16 protein-coding genes are annotated in these 21,356 nt (G+C 74.0%); 10 read left to right on the top strand and 6 right to left on the bottom strand.

Annotated elements, in window-relative coordinates; translation table 11 throughout:
• Genes dut through GPA02_RS18885 form a run of 4 tightly spaced genes read left to right on the top strand, consistent with a single transcriptional unit; the run spans window position 1 to window position 2,352 of the window.
• Entirely contained in the window at window positions 1–471 is a 471-nt protein-coding gene (gene dut / locus GPA02_RS00195; protein WP_156197835.1) for a dUTP diphosphatase, read from the top strand.
• The gene (locus GPA02_RS00190) at window positions 468–1,172 is read left to right on the top strand and encodes a DUF3710 domain-containing protein (protein ID WP_170296813.1); all 705 of its coding nucleotides are present in this window, start codon (window positions 468–470) and stop codon (window positions 1,170–1,172) included. Before dut ends, GPA02_RS00190 begins: the two co-directional genes overlap by 4 nt.
• The gene (locus GPA02_RS18890) at window positions 1,172–1,546 is read left to right on the top strand and encodes an OB-fold nucleic acid binding domain-containing protein (RefSeq protein WP_170296812.1); all 375 of its coding nucleotides are present in this window, start codon (window positions 1,172–1,174) and stop codon (window positions 1,544–1,546) included. The genes GPA02_RS00190 and GPA02_RS18890 overlap by 1 nt, the downstream gene beginning before the upstream one ends.
• On the top strand, window positions 1,543–2,352 hold the full coding sequence (locus tag GPA02_RS18885; protein WP_240133792.1) for a DUF3159 domain-containing protein: 810 nt from the start codon (window positions 1,543–1,545) through the stop codon (window positions 2,350–2,352). The genes GPA02_RS18890 and GPA02_RS18885 overlap by 4 nt, the downstream gene beginning before the upstream one ends.
• On the opposite strand, the gene GPA02_RS00180 is transcribed toward GPA02_RS18885, so the two are convergent.
• Together GPA02_RS00180 and GPA02_RS00175 are read right to left on the bottom strand one after the other, a co-directional pair.
• Window positions 2,243–2,959 carry a potassium channel family protein gene (locus GPA02_RS00180; RefSeq protein ID WP_156197833.1) on the bottom strand — a complete coding sequence of 239 codons (717 nt, stop codon included), beginning with the start codon at window positions 2,957–2,959 and terminating at the stop codon, window positions 2,243–2,245. The two genes, GPA02_RS18885 and GPA02_RS00180, sit on opposite strands and share 110 nt — an antisense overlap.
• Window positions 2,956–3,609, bottom strand: coding sequence for a potassium channel family protein (locus GPA02_RS00175; RefSeq protein WP_193567824.1), 654 nt, complete (start codon window positions 3,607–3,609; stop codon window positions 2,956–2,958). The genes GPA02_RS00180 and GPA02_RS00175 overlap by 4 nt, the downstream gene beginning before the upstream one ends.
• Window positions 3,610–3,679: 70 nt before the next feature.
• Between GPA02_RS00175 and GPA02_RS00170 the strand changes: the two genes are divergently transcribed.
• The 4 genes from GPA02_RS00170 to GPA02_RS00155 all read left to right on the top strand — a co-directional run bounded on the left by GPA02_RS00170 (window position 3,680) and on the right by GPA02_RS00155 (window position 13,049).
• A complete protein-coding gene (locus GPA02_RS00170) occupies window positions 3,680–5,713 on the top strand; it encodes an APC family permease (RefSeq protein WP_156197831.1) in 2,034 nt (677 codons plus the stop codon).
• A 453-nt stretch (window positions 5,714–6,166) separates the two neighbouring features.
• A complete protein-coding gene (locus GPA02_RS00165) occupies window positions 6,167–8,542 on the top strand; it encodes an HAD-IC family P-type ATPase (protein ID WP_240133791.1) in 2,376 nt (791 codons plus the stop codon).
• A 121-nt stretch (window positions 8,543–8,663) separates the two neighbouring features.
• A complete protein-coding gene (locus GPA02_RS00160; protein ID WP_156197830.1) occupies window positions 8,664–11,531 on the top strand; it encodes an aconitate hydratase in 2,868 nt (955 codons plus the stop codon).
• Between the two features lie 66 nt (window positions 11,532–11,597).
• Window positions 11,598–13,049, top strand: coding sequence for an MFS transporter (locus tag GPA02_RS00155; RefSeq protein WP_156197829.1), 1,452 nt, complete (start codon window positions 11,598–11,600; stop codon window positions 13,047–13,049).
• A 43-nt stretch (window positions 13,050–13,092) separates the two neighbouring features.
• Here GPA02_RS00155 and GPA02_RS00150 read toward each other — a convergent pair whose 3' ends face one another.
• A complete protein-coding gene (locus GPA02_RS00150) occupies window positions 13,093–14,229 on the bottom strand; it encodes a glycosyltransferase family 4 protein (protein ID WP_156197828.1) in 1,137 nt (378 codons plus the stop codon).
• 116 nt (window positions 14,230–14,345) lie between these two features.
• On the opposite strand from GPA02_RS00150, the gene GPA02_RS00145 reads away from it, so the two are divergent.
• Window positions 14,346–16,433 carry an amylo-alpha-1,6-glucosidase gene (locus tag GPA02_RS00145; protein ID WP_156197827.1) on the top strand — a complete coding sequence of 696 codons (2,088 nt, stop codon included), beginning with the start codon at window positions 14,346–14,348 and terminating at the stop codon, window positions 16,431–16,433.
• On the top strand, window positions 16,430–16,792 hold the full coding sequence (locus GPA02_RS00140) for a MerR family transcriptional regulator (RefSeq protein WP_204986447.1): 363 nt from the start codon (window positions 16,430–16,432) through the stop codon (window positions 16,790–16,792). The genes GPA02_RS00145 and GPA02_RS00140 overlap by 4 nt, the downstream gene beginning before the upstream one ends.
• Window positions 16,793–16,814: 22 nt before the next feature.
• On the opposite strand, the gene GPA02_RS00135 is transcribed toward GPA02_RS00140, so the two are convergent.
• From GPA02_RS00135 to GPA02_RS00125, 3 genes are read right to left on the bottom strand one after another with little or no spacing between them, the layout of a single operon-like run.
• Window positions 16,815–17,747 (bottom strand): TIGR01777 family oxidoreductase, encoded by a 933-nt coding sequence (locus tag GPA02_RS00135; RefSeq protein ID WP_156197826.1) that lies wholly within the window; start codon window positions 17,745–17,747, stop codon window positions 16,815–16,817.
• Window positions 17,744–19,744, bottom strand: coding sequence for a S9 family peptidase (locus GPA02_RS00130; RefSeq protein ID WP_204986446.1), 2,001 nt, complete (start codon window positions 19,742–19,744; stop codon window positions 17,744–17,746). The genes GPA02_RS00135 and GPA02_RS00130 overlap by 4 nt, the downstream gene beginning before the upstream one ends.
• On the bottom strand, window positions 19,741–21,204 hold the full coding sequence (locus GPA02_RS00125; RefSeq protein WP_156197825.1) for a GuaB1 family IMP dehydrogenase-related protein: 1,464 nt from the start codon (window positions 21,202–21,204) through the stop codon (window positions 19,741–19,743). The genes GPA02_RS00130 and GPA02_RS00125 overlap by 4 nt, the downstream gene beginning before the upstream one ends.
• Between the last annotated feature and the right edge of the window lie 152 nt (window positions 21,205–21,356).

The raw sequence follows: 21,356 nt of genomic DNA, 5'->3' as shown, positions 1-21,356 counted from the left end.
ATGGAACCCGAAGCAGTCGAGGTGCTCGTGCACCGGCTGGACCCCGACCTCCCGGTCCCCGGCTACGCGCACCCGGGCGACGCAGGGCTCGACCTCCTCGCGCGCGAGGACGTGACGCTGCCGCCGCTGCGGCGCGCGACCGTGCCCACCGGGGTCGCGATCGCGCTGCCGGACGGCTTCGTCGGTCTCGTCCACCCGCGCTCGGGCCTCGCCCGCAAGCACGGCATCACGGTGCTCAACGCCCCGGGCACGGTCGACGCCGGCTACCGCGGCGAGATCCAGGTGATCCTGCTCAACACCGACCCCGACGAGCCGTTCACGATCCGTCGTGGCGACCGCGTCGCCCAGCTGGTCGTGCAGCGCGTCGCGCGCGCCGACCTCGTCGAGGTGACCCGGCTGCCCGGCAGCGACCGGGGCGAGGCGGGCTTCGGGTCGACCGGGGGCTTCGCCGTCGCGGAGGTGCGCGCATGAGCTGGTTCCGCCGCAAGGCCCGGACCGACCGCCCGGCCGAGGACGCCGTCGAGACCCTCGAGACCGAGGAGAGCCTCGAGGAGCCCGAGGGCACCGGTCCCTGGGACGTCGAGGAGGTCCCCGACCTCGGCCAGCGCGTCGACCTCGGCTCGCTGCGGGTGCCGGTGCGTCGCGGCATGCAGATCACGATGGAGCTGGAGCGCAAGAGCCGACGCATCGTCGCCGTCAACGTCGTGCTCGGCCGCACGACGCTGCAGCTGCAGGCGTTCGCGGCCCCGCGCAGCGCGGGGCTGTGGGACGAGCTGCGCGCGGAGCTCTCGGCGTCGATCACGAAGCAGGCCGGCAGCGTCGAGGAGCAGGAGGGGCCGTTCGGGACGGAGCTGCTCGCCCGGCTGCCGGCCCGCACCCCCGACGGCCGCACGGCCACCCGAGCGGCGCGCTTCATCGGCGTGGACGGGCCCCGCTGGTTCCTGCGCGGCGTGCTGAGCGGCGAGCAGGCCAGCGACCCCGCCGTCGCGGCGGAGCTGGAGGCGGTGCTCGCCGATGTCGTCGTCGTGCGTGGGCACGAGGCCCGGGCGCCGCGCGACCTCCTCGGGCTGCACCTGCCGGGCAAGCCCGGCCAGGAGGTGCCCACGGGCGCCGCGCGTCCGACGATCGACCTCGCGTCGCCCCGGGGGCCCGAGATCACCGAGGTCCGCTAGTGGTCGCGCTGCGCGACCGGCTGCACCGGTACCTCGCCTCGACCGCCGAGCTCGAGGCCGGCGAGGAGATCGTCGAGGCGACCCTGCACGGCACCGACCTGGCGGCCGGGTGCCGCCCGCGCGAGCGCCGGACGCTCTCCGGCGTGCTGCGATCGGTCACCTACGTGCCGCGCGGTGCGCGCCCGGAGCTGGTCGCCGAGCTCTACGACGGGTCGGGGTCGGTCGACCTCGTGTGGCTCGGTCGCCGCGAGATCGCCGGCATCGAGCCAGGGCGTCGGCTCGTCGTCACCGGGCGCGTCGCCGCCGGCGACGGCCCGCGCCCGGTGCTGTACAACCCGGCGTACCGGCTGCTGCCCGGCGCAGGGCCCTCGTGACCGGCGCCGGCACGCCCGAGCGGCTGCCCGACCAGCCGGCCCGTCCCGCCGAGCCCACCGAGGCCGCCGAGCCCACCGGGCCCGATGAGCCCACCCAGCCCACCCAGCCCACCCAGCCCACCGGGCCCGACGCGGTCGAGACGGCCGACGCCCCCGCCCGTGGCGTGCGGCAGCTCGCGTCGGGCGAGTTCGACGGCCTGGAGGCCATCGGCGGCTGGCGCGGGATGGTCGAGTCGGTCGCGCCCGGTCTGGTGTTCGTCGTCGTGTTCGTCGCGACCCGGCAGATCATGCCCGCGGTCGTGGCCGCGGTCGCGGTCGCGGTCGTCGCCACCGCCGCGCGGCTCGTGCAGCGCACGCCGGTGACGCAGGCGGTCGGTGGCCTGCTCGGCATCGGGATCGGCGCCGTCTGGGCCTGGCGCAGCGGCGCCGCGGAGAACTTCTTCGCGTGGGGGCTGCTGACGAACGCGGCGTTCGCGGTCGGCGTCACGACCTCGATCCTCCTCGGGTGGCCGATCGTCGGCGTCGTCGTCGCCACCCTGCTCGGACGCTCGCACGACTGGCGGCAGGACCCCGAGCAGCGCTCCCGCTACGCCCTGGCCTCGTGGCTGTGGGTGGGCGCGTTCGTCGCGCGGCTCGCGGTGCAGGTGCCGCTCTACCTCAACGCGGAGGCCGGCTGGCTGGGAGCCGCACGGCTCGTCATGGGGCTTCCGCTGTGGGCTCTGGTCCTGTGGGTGACGTGGGTGCTGGTGAACCCCCGAGGAGCTCCTGCAGACCGGCGAGGTCGGCCGGATCGTCCGACGAGCTGATCAGCAGCAGCTCGTCGCCGCTCTCGAGCGTGTCGTCGGGCGACGGCGGGATCGGCCGGTCGCCGCGGATGATCGCCGCGAGCACGGCATGCGCGGGCCACTCGACCGCCGAGACCTGCATCCCGACCACCGGGGCGTCCGCGGCGAGCGTGATCTCGTACATGCTCGCGCCGGACTGGTGGAACGTGAAGATCCGCACCAGGTCGCCGACGCTGACCGCCTCCTCGACGAGCGACGTCATGATGCGCGGCGTCGACACCGGCACGTCGACGCCCCAGGCGTCGTCGAACATCCACTCGTTCTTGGGGTTGTTGACGCGCGCGACCGTGCGGGGGACCGCGTACTCGGTCTTCGCCAGGAACGACACGACGAGGTTCGCCTTGTCGTCGCCGGTCGCGGCGACGACGACGTCGCACGTGTCGAGGCGGGCGTCGTCCAGCGTCGAGATCTCGCACGCGTCCGCCAGCAGCCACTCCGCCTCCGCGACCGAGGACACCCGCATCGCGCCGGGCTCCTTGTCGATGAGCGTGACGTCGTGGCCGTGGTTGAGCAGCTCGCGCGCGATCGAGCGCCCCACGCTGCCGGCGCCGGCGATGACGACCCTCACGGCTCGTCCGTCCGCGGCGGCACGGCGAGCACGCGCTGCACGTCGTTGATCCGCTCGGTCGTCACGAGCACGTGCACGACGTCACCCTCCTGCAGCAGCTCGTCCGGCGTGGGGACGTGGCCCTCGCCGAAGCGGGTGAGGAACGCGACCCGTGCGAGCGTCGCCCGCTGCAGGTCGCGCACCGAGCGGCCCACCCAGTCCGGGTGGGTGTCCATCTCGCACAGGTGCACGCGCCCGGAGGCGTCGGTGTACTCCGACTCCGCGCCGCGCGGGATCATCCGCCGCAGCACCTGGTCGGCGGTCCACCGCACGGTCGCGACCGTCGTGATGCCGAGCCGCTGGTAGATCTCCGCGCGGCGGGTGTCGTAGATGCGCGCGACGACGTTGCGGACGCCGAACGTCTCGCGCGCGACCCGCGCGGCGATGACGTTGGAGTTGTCGCCCGAGGAGACCGCGGCGAAGGCGCGGGCGTCCTCGATGCCGGCCTGGACGAGCGCGTCGCGGTCGAAGCCCAGCCCGGTGACGCGGCGGCCCTCGAAGTCCGGGGACAGCCGCCGGAACGCCTCGGGGTTCTGGTCGATGATGCCCACCGAGTGGCCGTGCTCCTCCAGCGTCTCGGCGAGCGTGACGCCGACACGCCCCGCACCCATGATCACGAAGTGCACGACTGCCGAACCTACACCTCCGGTCGGGCCCACGGGCGGCGTAGCATCGGCTGTCGTGCCGGGACTCGTCGATGCCGTCAAGCGCGTGCTGGTCGGGCGGCCGGTGCGCAGCGACAGCGTCGAGCGGCCGCTGCTGCCGAAGCGCCGCGCGCTGCCGGTGTTCGCCTCGGACGCGCTCTCCTCGGTCGCCTACGCGCCCGACGAGATCCTGCTCATGCTCTCGATCGCGGGGCTCGCGAGCTACGCGCTGTCGCCGTGGGTGGGGCTCGCCGTCGTCGTCGTGCTGCTCACGGTCGTCGCCTCCTACCGGCAGACGGTGCGCGCATACCCGGACGGCGGGGGCGACTACGCGGTCGCGACGGCCAACCTCGGTGCGCGGGCCGGCGTCACGGTCGCGAGCGCGCTGCTCGTCGACTACGTCCTCACGGTCGCGGTCTCGGTGTCGTCGGCGTCGCAGTACCTGGCGACCGTGCTGCCGGGGGCGCGGGGGCACGAGGCGAGCGTCGCCGTCGGGTTCGTCGTGCTGCTCATGCTGCTGAACCTGCGTGGTGTGCGCGAGTCGGGGCGCGCCTTCGTCGTCGCCGTGTACGTGTTCATGGCCGGCATGGGGGCGACGGCGGTCGTCGGCGGGGTGCAGTGGCTCACCGGCCGGCTGGGGCAGGCGGCGTCGGCCTCCTTCGAGATGACGGCGGAGCCGGGCTACGAGCAGGGGCTCGTCGGCATCGCCGGCGCCTTCCTCGTGCTGCGCGCGTTCACCTCCGGGGCGGTCGCGCTCACCGGTGTCGAGGCGATCGCGACCGGGGTCCCCGCGTTCCGTGCGCCGCGCTCGCGCAACGCGGCCACGACGTTGCTGCTGCTCGGCGCCATCTCGGCGTTCATGATGCTCACGGTGCTCGCGCTCGCGCGTGCCACCGGCGTCCGCTTCGTCGACGACCCCGCCACGCAGCTGCGCCTGGACGGCGGGCCGGTGCCCGAGGGGTACGCGCAGGACCCGGTCATCGGCCAGGTGGCCGCGACGGTCTTCGCCGGCTTCCCGGTGATGTTCTACGTCGTCACCGGTGCCACCGCGCTCATCCTGCTGCTCGCCGCGAACAGCGGGTTCAACGGCTTCCCGGCGCTCGGCAGCATCCTCGCGCGCGACGGCTACCTGCCCCGCCAGCTGCACACCCGCGGCGACCGGCTGGCGCTGTCGAACGGCATCATCACCGTCGCGGTCGCCGCGGGCCTGCTGGTGTGGCTGTTCGACGCCCAGGTGACGCGGCTCATCCAGCTCTACATCGTGGGCGTGTTCGTCTCCTTCACGCTCGGGCAGCTGGGCATGGTGCGGCACTGGTCGGAGCGGCTGGGCTCGGCGGCTCGCAGCCGCGACCGCAGCCGGTACCAGCGCTCGCGCGCGATCAACGCGTTCGGGTTCGCGCTGAGCGCGGTCGTGCTCGTGACCGTGCTGGCCACCAAGACCCTCCAGGGCGCCTGGATCACGATCGCGCTGATGGCGCTGCTGTTCGCGGTCATGCGCGGGATCCGCCGCCACTACGACGAGGTCGCGACCGAGCTCGCGGTCGACGACGTCGCCGCCGCCCGGGCGCTGCCGTCGCGCGTGCACGCGGTCGTGCTGGTGTCCAAGGTGCACCGGCCGACGCTGCGCGCGCTCGCCTACGCACGCGCGACCCGGCCCTCGACGCTGCAGGCGGTGACGGTCGCCGTCGACCCCGACGACGCGGCGCGCGTGCGCCGGGAGTGGGAGGAGATGGAGGTCCCGCTCCCGCTGACGGTGCTGGACTCCCCGTTCCGGGAGGTCACCCGCCCGGTGCTGGAGTTCGTCCGCTCGATCCGGCGGGACTCGCCGCGCGACGTCGTGGTGGTCTACATCCCGGAGTACGTCGTGGGCCACTGGTGGGAGCAGCTGCTGCACAACCAGTCGGCGCTGCGGCTGAAGAGCCGGCTGCTGTTCACGCCCGGTGTCGTCGTGGCGTCGGTGCCGTGGCAGCTCGCCTCCTCGAAGGACACCTCCCGCACGCTCGCCGTCGGCGAGCCCGGCCAGCAGCCCGGCGACCTCCCGGGCCCAGGACAGGAGCGACGTGGCCGTTGACCGCACCGAGGACCTCCTCGAGCTCGAGATCGGGCCGCCGGTGCACGGCGGCCCCTGGCTGCCCGACGGCACGCGCGGTGTGCGCGCGCGTCAGCTGGCAGCGCGTCGCGTCGGGGCGGTGCGGGCCGAGCCGGCCCGACCCGTGCAGCCGGTCGGTCCGGCGCCGAGGTCTCATCGCCCGCCGGCGGAGGCGGGGCGGGCCCGACCCCACCCCACCTCCCGACCCGGCGGACTGGCCGCACCGGTGAGTCGGCGGCGGCCGCGGCGGAGCCGATGCTGCGACGCCGTGACAACCATCTGCCGTCCTCCTCCTGTGCGACGTGCCCGAGAGACGTGGCATCCGGTCGCGTATGACGCGGCGCGTGTGTGACCTCGCTCACAGGTGTCGCGCACGGGCGCACCCGGTGTGCCGTTGCGGGTCGCGCGCGGGCTGCCTCGGCCATACTCCTGTGGGTGCACGCAGCCAGCGCCGATGCGCCACCCCTGCCCGGTCTGACCTCGGCCGAGGTCGCTCAGCGCGTGGCGCTCGGGCAGGTCAACGTCACCGACGACACCTCCTCGCGCAGCCTCTGGGCGATCGTGCGCGGCAACCTCTTCACACTGTTCAACGCGATCCTCGGCGCGGCCCTGGTCGTCGTCCTCGCGGTCGGCGCCTGGAAGGACGCCGTCTTCGGGTTCGTGCTGCTGTTCAACACCCTCATCGGTGCCGTCACCGAGTACCGCGCCAAGCGCACGCTCGACCGACTGGCGATCCTCAACGAGTCCGAGGTCGTCGTCGTGCGCGACGGGCTGGAGTCCCGGGTCCCGATGCGGGAGGTGGTGCTCGACGACGTGCTGCGGCTGGAGATCGGCGACCAGGTGCCCGCCGACGGCGAGGTTCTCGGCTCGGCGGGCCTCGAGGTCGACGAGTCGATGCTCACGGGGGAGAGCGAGCCGGTCGCGAAGGACGTCGGCGACCCGGTGCTGTCGGGGTCCGCGGTGGTCGCCGGCTCCGCGGTCGTGCGCGCGACCCGGGTCGGCCCGGACTCCTACGCGCAGCGGATCACGGCGCAGGCGAAGCGGTTCTCGCTCGTGGGGTCTGAGCTGCGCGACGGCATCAACAAGGTGCTGCTCGTCGTGTCGTGGGTGATCGTCCCGATCGCGGTGCTGCTGTTCTGGAGCCAGATCCGCAACGAGGGCGGCTGGTCGGCGGCCCTCGCCGACGGTGGCTGGCGCGACGCCGTCGTGCAGGCGGTCGCGGGCATCGTCGGCATGGTGCCCGAAGGCCTCGTGCTGCTGACCTCGATCAACTTCGCGCTGGCCGCGGTGATCCTGGCGCGCCGCCAGGTGCTCGTGCAGGAGCTGCCGGCCGTCGAGGTGCTCGCGCGCGTCGACGTGCTCTGCCTGGACAAGACCGGCACGATCACCGACGGCACGGTGGAGCTCGACGAGCTCGTCGAGCTCGAGGAGGCCGAGGGTGCCCGCGAGCTGCTCGCGACGCTGTCGCGCGCGGCGACGGCGTCCCCGACCACCGCAGCGATCGCGCAGGGCCTCGACGGCGTCGAGGGGGCGGCCGAGGAGGAGCTGGTCCCGTTCAGCTCCGCGCGCAAGTGGAGCGGTCACCGCACGGCGGCCGGCGACTGGGTGCTCGGCGCCCCCGAGGTGCTGCTCGCCGACCGGCCCGACGACGCCGTCCAGGACCGGGTGCGCGAGCTCGCGTCCACCGGCGCCCGCGTCGTGCTGCTGGCCCGGTGCGAGGGCGAGGCCCCCTCGGTCGCCGCGCTGCCCGCCGACCTGCGCCCGGTGACGCTGGCGGTGCTGCGCGAGCGCATCCGACCCGACGCCGCGCAGACGCTGGCGTACTTCGCCGAGCAGGGCGTCGAGGTCAAGGTGATCTCCGGCGACAACCCCGCGACCGTCGCCTCGATCGCGCGCACGGTCGGGCTCGTGGACGACGACGTCGAGGGCGTCGACGCCCGGACGCTGCCCGAGGACGGCGAGGAGCTGGCGGAGGCGATCGGTCGCGCCCGGGTGCTCGGCCGTGTGACGCCCGAGCAGAAGCGCTCGTTCGTGCACGCGCTGCAGGCCGCGGGCCGCACCGCGGCGATGACCGGCGACGGCGTCAACGACGCGCTCGCGCTCAAGGACGCCGACCTCGGCATCGCGATGGGCAGCGGTGCGGCCGCGACCAAGGCGGTCGCGCGACTGGTGCTGCTCGACGGCCGGTTCGCCACGCTGCCCGGCGTCGTCGCGCAGGGGCGGCGGGTGATCGCGAACATGGAGCGCGTCGCCTCGCTGTTCCTCACCAAGACCACCTACGCGGTGCTGCTCGCGGTCGTCGTCGCGCTGGTCGCCTGGCCCTACCCGTTCCTGCCCCGCCACCTCACGCTCGTCGGCGCGCTCACGATCGGGACGCCGGCGTTCTTCCTCGCGCTCGCGCCGAACGACCAGCGCTACCGGCGTGGCTTCCTCGACCGCGTCCTGCAGCTGTCGGTGCCGTGCGGCGTGATCTGCGGCGCCGGGGTGCTGCTGGTCTACGGCACCCTGCACGTGCGCGGGGAGGACCTGCAGGCCAGCACGGGAGCGACGCTGGTGCTCATCCTCATGGCCCTGTGGCTGCTCGGCATCCTTGCGCGGCCGTGGAGCTGGTGGCGGCTCGGGCTCGTCCTCGCGATGGCGCTCGGTGCGGTGCTCGCGGTCGCGCTGCCGTTCGTGCGCGAGTTCTTCGCGCTGGAGTGGCCGACGTCCGAGACCGCCTCGCTCGTCCTCGCCGTCGGGGTGCCGGGCGCGATCCTCATCGAGGTCGTGCACCGCGTGCGGGCCCGGCGGCTGGCTGCTGCGGCCGGCTGAGGGCCGGTGCCCGCCGGACCTGCTGACCGACGACGCGCCCTGTGCCAGGCTGGGAGTCGTCGGGCCGGCTGGTAAGATATCTCGACGTCAAGATAGTTTCAGCAAGTCCAGCCCGACCTGGATGCACGCTCAGGTGCAGGCAGCGGCCGGGCAGCGAACGAGGGATGGTGCAACGGTGAGCACGGTGAACAGCTTCGGTGCGAAGGGAACGCTCGAGGTCGGGGACGCGAGCCACGAGATCTACCGGCTGTCGGCGGTGCCGGGGCTGGAGCGGCTGCCGTACTCGCTGAAGGTCCTCGCCGAGAACCTGCTGCGCACCGAGGACGGCGAGAACATCACCGCCGACCACGTGCGCGCGCTCGCCGAGTGGGACCCCGCGGCCGAGCCGAGCACCGAGATCCAGTTCACGCCCGCGCGCGTGGTCATGCAGGACTTCACGGGCGTGCCCTGCGTCGTCGACCTCGCCACCATGCGCGAGGCCGTCGCCGACCTCGGCGGCGACCCGGCGGCGATCAACCCGCTCTCGCCGGCCGAGCTCGTCATCGACCACTCGGTGCAGATCGACGTCTTCGGCCGCCCGGACGCGTTCGAGCGCAACGTCGAGATCGAGTACCAGCGCAACCACGAGCGCTACCAGTTCCTCCGCTGGGGCCAGACGGCGTTCGACGACTTCAAGGTCGTGCCGCCGGGCACCGGCATCGTCCACCAGGTCAACATCGAGTACCTCGCGCGCGTCGTCATGACCCGCGACGGCAAGGCCTACCCCGACACGCTCGTCGGCACCGACTCGCACACGACGATGGTCAACGGCCTCGGCGTGCTCGGCTGGGGCGTCGGCGGCATCGAGGCCGAGGCCGCGATGCTGGGCCAGCCGGTCTCGATGCTCATCCCGCGCGTCGTCGGCTTCAAGCTCAAGGGCGAGATCCCCGCGGGCGTCACCGCGACCGACGTCGTGCTCACGATCACCCAGATGCTGCGCCAGCACGGCGTCGTCGGGAAGTTCGTCGAGTTCTACGGCGAGGGCGTCGCCGAGGTGCCGCTGGCCAACCGCGCCACCATCGGCAACATGAGCCCCGAGTTCGGCTCGACCGCGGCCATGTTCCCGATCGACGGCGTCACGCTCGACTACCTGCGGCTCACCGGTCGCGACGAGGCCCAGGTGCAGCTGGTCGAGGCCTACGCCAAGGAGCAGGGCCTGTGGCTCGACCCGTCGGCCGAGGGCTACGTCGAGCCGCAGTTCTCCGAGTACCTCGAGCTCGACCTCTCGACGGTGGTGCCCTCGATCGCGGGCCCGAAGCGACCGCAGGACCGCATCGAGCTGAGCCGGGCCAAGGAGCAGTTCCACGCCGACCTGTGCAACTACGTCGTCGAGGGCCAGGGCATCGAGAAGAGCCCGGTGGACCAGGAGCTCGCCGACACCTTCCCGGCCTCGGACGCGCCGTCCCACGACGCGCACGAGGAGAGCTCCCCGCTGGGTGAGCCCACCAGCTCGCCGGCGCCGGTCGCCCGCCGTGCCCACAAGCTCGTCGACGTGACCGCACCCGACGGCCGCACCTACCAGCTCGACCACGGCCACGTCGTGATCGCCTCGATCACCTCCTGCACCAACACCTCCAACCCGGAGGTGATGCTCGCCGCCGGTCTGCTCGCCAAGCGCGCGGTCGAGAAGGGCCTGCAGGCCAAGCCGTGGGTGAAGACCTCGATGGCGCCGGGCTCGCAGGTGGTGACGAACTACTACAGCAAGGCGGGCCTGTGGCCCTACTTGGAGAAGCTCGGCTACCACCTGGTCGGCTACGGCTGCACGACCTGCATCGGCAACTCCGGCCCGCTGCCGGACGAGGTGTCGGCGGCGGTCAACGCGCACGACCTCGCGGTCGTGTCGGTGCTCTCGGGCAACCGCAACTTCGAGGGGCGCATCAACCCCGACGTGAAGATGAACTACCTCGCGTCGCCGCCGCTGGTCATCGCCTACGCGCTGGCCGGCACGATGGACTTCGACTTCGAGTCGGAGCCGCTCGGCGAGTCCAAGGACGGCACGCCGGTGTACCTGCGTGACATCTGGCCGACGCCGCAGGAGGTCCAGGACACGATCGCGTCGTCGATCAGCCGCGAGATGTTCACGGCCGACTACGCCGACGTGTTCGCCGGCGACGAGCACTGGCGCAACCTCGACACCCCCGAGGGCGACACGTTCGCGTGGGACCCCGAGTCGACCTACGTGCGCAAGCCCCCGTACTTCGAGGGGATGACGCTCGAGCCGGCGCCGGTCACCGACATCAGCGGCGCGCGCGTGCTGGCGAAGCTGGGCGACTCGGTCACGACCGACCACATCTCGCCCGCGGGCTCGATCAAGCCCGACTCGCCGGCGGGCCGCTACCTCGCCGAGCACGGCGTCGAGCGGCGCGACTTCAACTCCTACGGGTCCCGCCGCGGCAACCACGAGGTGATGATCCGCGGCACCTTCGCCAACATCCGGCTCCGCAACCAGCTGCTCGACGGCGTCGAGGGCGGGTTCACCAAGAACCTCCTCACCGGCGAGCAGACGACGATCTACGACGCGGCGCAGGCCTACGCGGAGGCCGGCATCCCGCTGGTCGTGCTGGGCGGCAAGGAGTACGGCTCCGGGTCCTCGCGCGACTGGGCGGCGAAGGGCACCGCGCTGCTGGGCGTGCGGGCCGTCATCACCGAGAGCTTCGAGCGCATCCACCGCTCGAACCTCATCGGGATGGGCGTGCTGCCGCTGCAGTTCCCGGCGGGTGAGTCGGCCGAGTCGCTCGGTCTGGACGGCACCGAGACGTTCGACATCTCGGGCATCTCGGCGCTCAACGACGGCCCCACGCCGCGCACCGTGCAGGTGCGGGCCACCAAGGAGGACGGCACGGTCGTCGAGTTCGACGCCGTGGTCCGCATCGACACCCCCGGTGAGGCCGACTACTACCGCAACGGCGGCATCCTCCAGTACGTGCTGCGCTCGCTCGTCGCGAGCTGAGAGACCCCGGCGCAGCGCCGGCGGGTCCCACGACGGACCCGTCGGCGCTGCGTCATGAGACGGACCATGACGACCGACCAGCCCACCGACCAGCCCACCGACCGGCCGAGCCCCGACGCGCCCTCCGGGACCGACGACGGCGCGCTCGCCCACGGCACCGGCCGCTGGGACGTGTTCCGCGGCGGGCTGGGCAGCACGACCGCGGGCATCCTGCTCGTCATCACCGCGGTCGCGTTCGAGGGCATGGGCGTCGGCACCGCGATGCCGGAGGTCATGGCGGACATCGGCACGCTCGAGACCTACGCGTGGCCGTTCGTCGCGTTCCTCGCCTCCTCGGTGCTCGCGACGGTGCTCGGCGGCCGCTGGGCGGACGCGCGGGGGCCGAGCGGCCCGCTGGTCGCGGGCGTCACGACGTTCGCGGCCGGGCTGGTCGCCGCCGGCACCGCTGCGGCGCTGCCGCAGCTGCTGGTCGGCCGCGCCCTGCAGGGGCTGGGTGCCGGCGCGCTCACGGTCGCGATCTTCGTGCTCGTCGCGCGGGTCTACCCACCGCAGCTGCGCCCCGCGGTCTTCGGGTGGACCGCGACCGCGTGGGTGCTGCCGTCGCTGCTCGGGCCGCCCGCGGCCGCCTACGTCACCGAGACCTGGTCGTGGCACTGGGTGTTCCTCGGCATCGCGCCGATCGCGGTGGTCGCGCTGGTCATGATGGCGCGCGTGCTGCGCCGCGCCGGCTCCGGCGCCCCGCACGACCAGGGGGACCGCGAGCGTCGGTCGACGCGGCGGCTGGTGCTCGCGGCGCCGGGTGCCGCGGTCGGAGTCGCCGCGCTCAGCTGGGCGGGGGAGCGGCCCGGGACCGCGGTGCTGCCGGTCGTGCTGGTCGCCTTCGCGGTGCTCGTGCCCTCGTTGCTGCAGCTCGTCCCGCGCGGCACCCTGCTCGCCCGCCGCGGCGTCGCCTCGACCGTGCTCGCGCGCGGCCTGCTGGCGGGGGGCTTCTTCGCGACGAACTCCTTCCTCCCGCTCATGCTCAACCGGCTGCACGGCTGGACCCTCACCGAGGCCGGCGCGGTGCTGATCGCCGGCTCGCTGGGCTGGTCGGCGGCCTCGACGTGGCAGGGTGGCCGCCCGCACATCCCGCGTCATCGGCTGCTCTGGATCGCCTTCGGGCTGCTCGCGTGCGGGATCCTGCTCGTCGTGCCGGTGACCCTCGGCTGGGTCCACCCAGGGCTGGCGTTCCCCGCGCAGGCCGTGGCCGGCTTCGGCATGGGGCTGGGGATGCCCGCGGTGTCGCTGCTGGTGATGACGCACTCGGGGCCGGGCGAGGTCGGCTTCAACACCGCCGCGGCCCAGATCCTCGACGGTCTCGGCACCGCGCTGCTCATCGGCGTCGGCGGCGCCCTGACGGCGGTGCTCGGCCTGCGGAGCGGGCTGACCGCGCTCTACCTCGGGCTGGTCGTCATGCTGGTGGTCGGGTCCTCGGTCGCCCCGCGCTCGGCGCTGCCGGCGCCCGCCGCCGACCGCTGACCGCGGCGGGCGCGGCCACCGAGGTCGCCGCGCCCGCGAACGGTCAGCCTGCCGCCTCGGCGGCGGAGCCGAGCGCCGTGATGTCGCGGATGCTCCGCGTGCCCTCGACGAGCATCCGGTAGACCCGCTCGTAGCCGGCGGCCATCACCGGGATGTCGAAGTGCTCCAGCGTGTGACGGCGTGCGGCTGCGGGGTCGAGCTCGGTCGCGCGGTGGATCGCCGCCGGCAGCTCGGCGACGTCGTCGACCACCACGCCCGTGGCGCCGTCGACCACGATCTCGGGGACGCTGCCGCGCCGGGTGGCGACGACCGGTGTGCCGGTCGCCATCGCCTCGATCATCACCATCCCGAACGGCTCCTCCCACTGGATGGGGAACACCAGCGCCTGCGCGCCCGCGAGCAGCTCGCGCTTGAGCGTCGCGTCGGCCTCGCCGACGTACTCGGCGTCCGGGCCCAGCAGCGGGGCGACCCGCTCGCTGAAGTAGCGGCGCTCCGGCTCCTCGTTCAGCTTGCCGGCCAGCACGATGCGGCGACCGGCGGCGCGGGCCGCCTCGATCGCGAGGTCGGGCGCCTTCTGCGGGCTGAAGCGGCCGAGCCAGAGCACGTAGTCGTCCTTGTCGGCCCGGTAGGGGAACGACCGCACGTCGATCGCGTTGTGGACCGTGCCGACCCAGTTGAGCGCGGGGTTGAGCCGGCGCTGGGACGCCGAGATCGCGACGACGTCGACGCTCGCGCCCAGCCTCTCGTAGTAGTCGCCGTCGCTGCCCGCGACCGGCCCGTGCGTGGTGACGACCGTCGGCTGCCTGCGACCGCGCGCCAGCAGCGGCCCGGCGAGCGTGTGGTCGTGCACGAGGTCGACGTCGGCGTCCGCGAGCACGCGCGCGGCCTCGGCGGCGGCGACCACCTCGGGCGCCGGGTCCCCGAGCCGCTCGGTCGGCGGCACGTCGTAGACGCGGTGGAACCGGGTGGCCTTCGTGCGGTGCGAGCCCGAGGCCACCAGCGTCACCTGGTGCCCGCGGTCCACGAGACCGTCGACGAGCGCCGCCACCACCGCCTCGGTGCCGCCGTAGCCGCGCGGCGGCAGCTCGAACCACGGCGGGGCGACCATCGCGACATGGAGCGGGGACTGCGCGGACTCGGCCGCCGCCTGCTCGGCGGCGGGGACGAACAGGTCAGACATGAACCCTCCTTGACTGCGCCGGGTGCGGCGCGGACGAGAAGAAACCTGCATCGCGAGTGGTAGATACCTACGACTGCAGTGTTAGTTTCTATATAGCACCAGTTGTGGAGGTGAGCATGAAGCGAGCGTCTCGCGACGCGATCGACGTCACCGGTGCCCAGGTCACGCTCGTCGAGGGCGCCTCGTTCTGCGTGAGCGACGTCTCGGGGGACCTGCACGGCGGGCGCGGGCAGGGTCTCTTCGTGCAGGACACCCGGATCCTGTCGACGTGGGTGCTGCAGGTCGACGGCCAGGAGGTCGAGCCGCTGGCCGCGACGCGCGTCGAGCCCTTCGAGGCGGAGTTCGTCGGCCGTGCGCCGGTGCGTCCCGGGCAGGTGGAGCCGACGGTCGTCGTCGAGCGCCACCGCTACGTCGGCGCCGGCATGCGCGAGGACATCACGCTGCACAACTACGGCCCCGAGCCCGCCGGCGTCGAGGTGCGGCTGGTGGTCGACTGCGACTTCGCCGACCTGTTCGAGGTCAAGGAGAACCGTGCGGTGTCCGGCCGCGGCGTGCAGCGGCGCGCGGTGGGGTCCGACCTGTTGGTGTGGACCGAGCACGGCGACGGCCGCGGCGTGCGTGTCAGCGCCGCCGAGGCGACTGCCACCGAGCAGGGCCTGCGGTTCACGACGGTGGTGCCCGCGCACGGCTCGTGGTCGGCGCGCGTCGAGGTCGTCGCGAGCGTGAGCGGCGACGAGATCGAGGCGCCGTTCCCGCTGCACACCGCCGTCGAGCAGACGGCGCCCGCCCGCCGCATGCAGGGCTGGCGGGACTCGATCCCGGACATCACGGTCGAGGACCCGGCGCTCTCACGGGCGCTCGCGCGCAGCGAGGAGGACCTCGGTGCGCTGCGGATCGTCGATCCCGCCTACCCGGACGACGACGTCGTCGCCGCCGGCGCCCCGTGGTTCATGGCGCTGTTCGGGCGCGACTCGCTGATCACCGGGTGGATGACGCTGCCGTTCTCGCCCGACCTCACGATGGGGACGCTGCGCACGCTGGCGCGCATGCAGGGCACGCGGCGCGACGACCTCAGCGAGGAGGAGCCGGGCCGGATCCTGCACGAGGTCCGCCGCGGTGCCGACCTCTCGCAGGCGCTCGGCGGTCACGGCGTCTACTACGGCTCGATCGACTCCACGCCGCTGTTCCTCATGCTGCTCGGCCGCGCCCTGCGCTGGGGTGTGCCGTGGGAGCAGATCGAGCCGCTGCTGCCGGCCGCCGAGGCCGCAGCGCGCTGGGTCGTCGAGCACGGCGACCGCGACGGCGACGGCTTCGTCGAGTACCAGCGCACGTCCGACCGCGGTCTGCTCAACCAGGGCTGGAAGGACTCGGCCGACTCGATCTGCTTCGCCGACGGACGGCCCGCGCACGGTCCGATCGCGCTGGCGGAGGTGCAGGGCTACTGCTACGCGGCGCTGCTCGCGATGGCCGACCTGGAGGCGCGTCGCGGAGACGAGGAGGCCGCGCGCGGCTGGCGCGAGCGCGCCGAGCGGCTGCGCGTACGGTTCCACGAGGCCTTCTGGATGCCCGACCAGCAGTTCTACGCGCTCGCGCTGGACGGCGACAAGCGGCAGGTGGACGCGATCGCCTCGAACGCCGGGCACTGCCTCTGGACCGGCATCGTGCCGGAGGAGGTGGCCCCCGCCGTCGCCGACCGGCTGCTGAGCCCGGAGATGTTCACCGGATTCGGGGTGCGCACGCTGGGCACCGGCAACGTGCGCTACAACCCGGTGAGCTACCACAACGGGTCGGTGTGGCCGCACGACACCGCGATCGTCACCGCGGGTCTGGCTCGCTACGGGTTCACCGACCACGCGCAGCGCGTGAGCGACGGCCTCCTCGACGCCGCGACCGCGTTCGACGGCAGGCTGCCCGAGCTGTTCTGCGGGTTCGACCGCGCCGAGCAGCAGGTGCCGGTGCGCTACCCCACGTCGTGCTCGCCGCAGGCGTGGGCGGCGGCGGTGCCGTTCGAGCTGCTCCGGATCGCGCTCGGCATGGAGCCGTCGAGCACGGGGCTCGACGTCGGCGCCACGCCGGAGCGCGTCGGCTCGGTCGCGATCGACAACCTGCCGTTCGAGCAGCGCTCGCACCGCGTGCGTGCCGATCGCAGCAGCGGCACGGTGGCACCCGAGCGCGAGCACGCGACCGCGGAGGAGGGGCAGTGACCAGCGAACCAGCCGAGGGTGCGACCGGACCGGCCTCAGGCCCAGGGGCGGCCGAGCCGGGCGGCGAGTACGCCGTCACCGGCTCGGACGTGCCGTTCTACACGATCGGTCAGGTCGCCGAGGTGCTCGGTGTGCCGGTGGCGCAGCTGCGCCGCCTCGACGACCTGGAGATCGTGCAGCCGAGCCGCTCGCAGGGCAACCAGCGCCGCTACACGCAGAACGAGATCGCCCTGCTGCGCGAGGTCATCGACCTCACCCAGGAGGGCGTCTCGCTCGCGGGTGCGCGCATGGTGATCGAGCTGCGCCGCAGGGTCGAGGACCTCGAGGCCGAGGTCGCCCGGCTCCGCGCGGGCGGCTGAGCGCGGGCCGCGTCGGCGCCCGTCAGCCGAGCTGGACCGGCAGCAGCCCACGCGGCGTGCGCGAGGCGATCTGGTGCAGCGCGTCGCGCAGGTGCGGGAAGCGGAAGTCGAAGCCGCTGGCGAGCAGCACGCCCGGGTGCACCCAGCGGCTCTTGAGCACGAGCTCGGTCTCGGTCCGGATGACCCGCGCGCCGAGCTCGAGCAGCCAGCGCGGCTCCGGCAGCCCGACGGGGACACCGAAGACCTCGCGCATCGTCGCCATCAGCTCGGCGTTGGTGACCGGGTGCGGCGTGGCGACGTTGACCGGGCCGCGGATCGACGGCGTCGCCGCGACGTGGTCGACGACGCGCGCGACGTCCTCGACGTGGACCCAGCTGAACATCTGGCCGCCGTCGCCCATCGGGCCGCCGAAGCCCATCCGGACGAGGTTGATGATCGGGTTGACGGCACCGCCCCGGGGCCCCAGCACGATCGACATCCGCAGCGCGACGGTCCGGACGCCGTCGGGGGCGGTGTCCAGCTCGCGCTCCCACGCGCGCGCGACCTCGACCGAGAAGCCGCCACCGAGCTCACCGGTCGCCTCGTCCTGGGGGCGGTCCCGGGCGTCGCGGTAGATCGTGCCCGTGCTCGCGTTGAGCCACACCGGCGGCGCGTCGCCGCCCAGCGCGCGCAGCGCGTCGGCCAGCGCGGCGGTCGTCTCCACGCGCGAGCGGAAGATCTCGTCCGCGTTCCGCTTGCTGTAGCGGCAGCTCACCGACCGGCCGGCGAGGTTGACGAGCAGGTCCGCGCCGGCGAGCGCGCGTCGCAGCGAACCGGCGTCCGACCAGCGGCCGTCGTCCTCGGCGTGCCGTCCGACGGTGCGCACGACGGCGCCGCGGTGCCGCAGCCGCGCCGTCAGGTAGCGGCCGATCCAGCCGGACGCGCCGGCGACGACGACGGTGCGCCGCTCGGTCATGCCGTGCCCAGGTCGACGGTGGGGACGTCGTCGGCGGGCGTGAACCCGAGCACCTGGCCGTAGAAGGCGAGCTCGGTCTCCAGCGCTCGTGTGATCGCGTCGGCGCCGCGGAAGCCGTGGCCCTCGCCGGCGAGCTCGACGTAGGCGACGGGCACGCCGCGCGCCCGCAGCGCCTCCGCCATCCCGATCGACTGCGAGGGGGGCACGACACGGTCCTCGGAGCCCTGCAGCAGCAGCACGGGGGCCTCGATGCGGTCGACGTGGTGCAGCGGCGAGCGCTGCCGATAGACCTCCTCCGCCTCCGGGTAGGGGCCGACGAGGCGGTCGAGGTAGCGCGCCTCGAACTTGTGGGTCTCGGCCGCGAGCGCGGCGAGGTCGCCGATGCCGTACCGGGAGGTGCCCGCCGCGAACGTGGCCGTGAAGGCCAGCGCCGCGAGCGTCGTGAAGCCGCCTGCGGACCCGCCGCGGATCGCCAGCCGCGCCGGGTCGGCCCTGCCGGCCGCCGCCATCGCCGCCGCGCCGCTCGCGCAGTCGGCGACGTCGACCACGCCCCAGGCGCCGTCGAGCCGCTCGCGGTAGGCCCGGCCATAACCGGTCGAGCCGCCGTAGTTGACGTCGAGGACGGCGAAGCCCCGGGTCGTCCAGTACTGCACGCCGGGGGAGAAGCCCGGGCTGGTCGCCGCCGTCGGGCCGCCGTGGATCATGACGAGCAGCGGCGGGAGCTCGCCGTCGGGCGCCTGCACGCCGGCGAGCCGCGGCGGGTAGTAGAAGCCGTGCGCCTCGACGCCGTCGCCGACCTCCCACGAGACCGGCTCGGCCTCGCTGACGCTGTCCTCGTCGAGCCGCAGCGTGCTCGACTCGGCGACGACCGTGGTGGCGCCCTCGGCCAGGTCGAGCTCCACGACCGCGCTCGGGCGGCGCGGGTGCGAGCCGACGAACACCACCCGGTCGGGTGCCGCGGCGATCGAGCCCTCGGGCAGCCAGTCGCCGACCCACGCCTCGAGCTCGCCGTTCGCGAGCCGCATCGTCCCGAGCCGACGGCGGCCCTGCTCGACCCAGGACAGCACCAGGTGGTCCTCGTCGAGGACGGCGACCGTCCGCGGGCCGAACGCCCACTGCGGCGCCGAGAACTCGGCCTCGGCGGGGTGCAGGTGCCGGGTGCGCAGCTCCAGCCAGCCCTCGGGGCGGCTCAGCTCGGTGCGGTAGACGTTCCACCAGCCGGTGCGGTCGTCGACGTGCACGAGGTCGCCGGCAGACGTCCACACCGGCTCCTGCGCGGAGACGCCGTCGCCGCCCGCGACCGTGACGGGGCGCCCCCGCAGCGAGCCGTCCTCGGCGAGCTCGACCAGCCGCACCAGGGACGAGTCCCACGGCATGCTCGGGTGGTCCCACGTGACGAAGGCGAGGTGGCGGCCGTCGGGGGACAGTCGCGGCGCGTTGACGAAGTCGGTGCCCTCGAAGACGGTGCGGACGCGGGCGCCGTCCTCGGCGGCGCTGCCGTCGAGCGGCACGGCGACCAGCGTGACGGGCGGGTCGGTGCGGAAGCCGCCCGGCTCGCCGTGGTCCTCGGCGACCGCGTAGACGAGGCCGCGCCCCAGGTCGAGGGCGAGATCGGCGTAGCGGCGCCCGTCGGCGGGCGTGAGCGGGACCGTGTCCTCGCCGAGGCGGTAGAGCCGGTCGTCCTCCTTGCGCGAGGCGACGACCAGCGGGGCGCCGTCGGTGTCGGCGACGACGGCGAACGAGCCGCCACCGTACTCCTGCGCGCGGCTGCGCACGTCGAAGGTGCCGCCGTCGGGCGCCGTCTCGGGCGAGACCCGGGTGACGGCGCCGGAGGCGTCGCGCCGCAGCAGCACGGTGCGGCCACCCTCGGACGCGCGGCCCTCGGTCCAGTAGGTGTCGCCGCCGGAGACGGCCACCTCGCCCAGGCGCACGGTCGCGCCCGCGAGGTCGGCCGCGCGCAGGGGCGACGGCCAGGAACCGTGGGGGAGCGTGCTCACGACCAGCCACCCGGCAGCGGCCGGCCCTCCTCGTACCCGGCCGAGGACTGCAGCCCGACCACCGCCTTGTCCGCGAACTCCGCGAGCGTGCGTGCCCCGGCGTACGTGCAGGCGGACCGCAGCCCCGAGGTGATGTGGTCCAGCAGGTCCTCGACGCCGGGGCGGTCCGGGTCCAGGTACATCCGCGAGTGCGAGATGCCCTCCTCGTAGAGCGCCTTGCGCGACCGGTCGAACGCGTTGGACTCGCTGGAGGAGCGGACGGCGACGGCGCGCGCCGACGCCATCCCGAAGCTCTCCTTGTACTGGCGGCCGTCCGCCGTCACGTGCAGGTCGCCCGGCGACTCGTACGTCCCGGCGAACCAGGAGCCGATCATGACCTGGCTGGCTCCCGCGGCCAGCGCGAGCGCGACGTCGCGCGGGTAGCGCACGCCGCCGTCGGCCCACACGTGCCGGCCGAGCTCGCGCGCCCGGGTCGCGCACTCGAGCACCGCGGACAGCTGCGGCCGCCCGACCGCCGTCATCATCCGGGTCGTGCACATCGCACCCGGCCCGACGCCCACCTTGACGATGTCGGCGCCGGCCTCGACGAGGTCGGTGACGCCGTCGGCGGTGACGACGTTGCCGGCGACCACGGTGACGTCCGGGGCGACGCCTCGCACGGCGCGCAGCGCCTCGAGCATCTTCTGCTGGTGCCCGTGCGCGGTGTCGACGACCAGCAGGTCGGCGCCGGCCTCCAGCAGCGCCTCGGCCCGGCCCGCCACGTCGCCGTTGACGCCGATCGCGGCGCCGACGCGCAGCCGGCCCGCGGCGTCGAGGGCGGGGGAGTAGATCGAGGAGCGCAGCGCGCCCAGACGGGTCAGGACGCCGAGGTAGCGGCCCTCGGCGTCGACGACCGGGGTGAAGCGACGCCGGTTGGCGTGCAGCTGGTCGAAGGCGCGCCGCATCGGCTCGGTGCCCTCGCCGTCGAGCACGTCGACACCGAGCGTCGTCGGGTCGGCCGACATGAGGTCGCCGACCTGCGCGAACTGGTCGGCGCCCTCGCAGTCGGCGCGCGAGACGACCCCGACCGGCCGGTCGCCGTCGAGCACGACCGCGGCGCCGTGCGAGCGCTTGTGCAGCAGCGACTGCAGCGTGTGCACGGTGTCCTGCGCGGTCACCGTGACCGCGGTCTCCAGCACCGGGTGCCGCGACTTCACGGTCGCGATCGTGCGCCCCACCTCGGGCAGCGGCACGTCCTGAGGGAGGATCGCGACGCCGCCGCGGCGCGCGACGGTCTCCGCCATCCGGGCGCCGCTGATCGCCGTCATGTTCGCGACGACGACCGGGATCGTGGTGCCGGCGCCGTCGACGGGCGTGAGGTCGACGTCGAACCGGGACGCGACGTCGGAGCGCGACGGCACCAGGAACGCGTCGCCGTAGGTGAGGTCGTGGGTCAGCTGGTGACCTGGCAGGAACCGCATGGCGCCAGCCTAGGGGGCGCTCCGGCCACCGGTGCGGGGTCGGCCGGAGGCGTCGCGGCCCTGCCCGGGCGTGCGGAACATCTCCACCGCGGCTGCACCGACCTGCCACGCGGGCGGACGTACGATGGCCGGGTGTGCGGCGACACCGCCGA

This window comes from Actinotalea caeni, from assembly GCF_009733795.1.
Taxonomy (GTDB): Bacteria; Actinomycetota; Actinomycetes; order Actinomycetales; family Beutenbergiaceae; genus Pseudactinotalea; species Pseudactinotalea caeni.
This window is presented reverse-complemented; position numbering and strand designations above follow the sequence as displayed.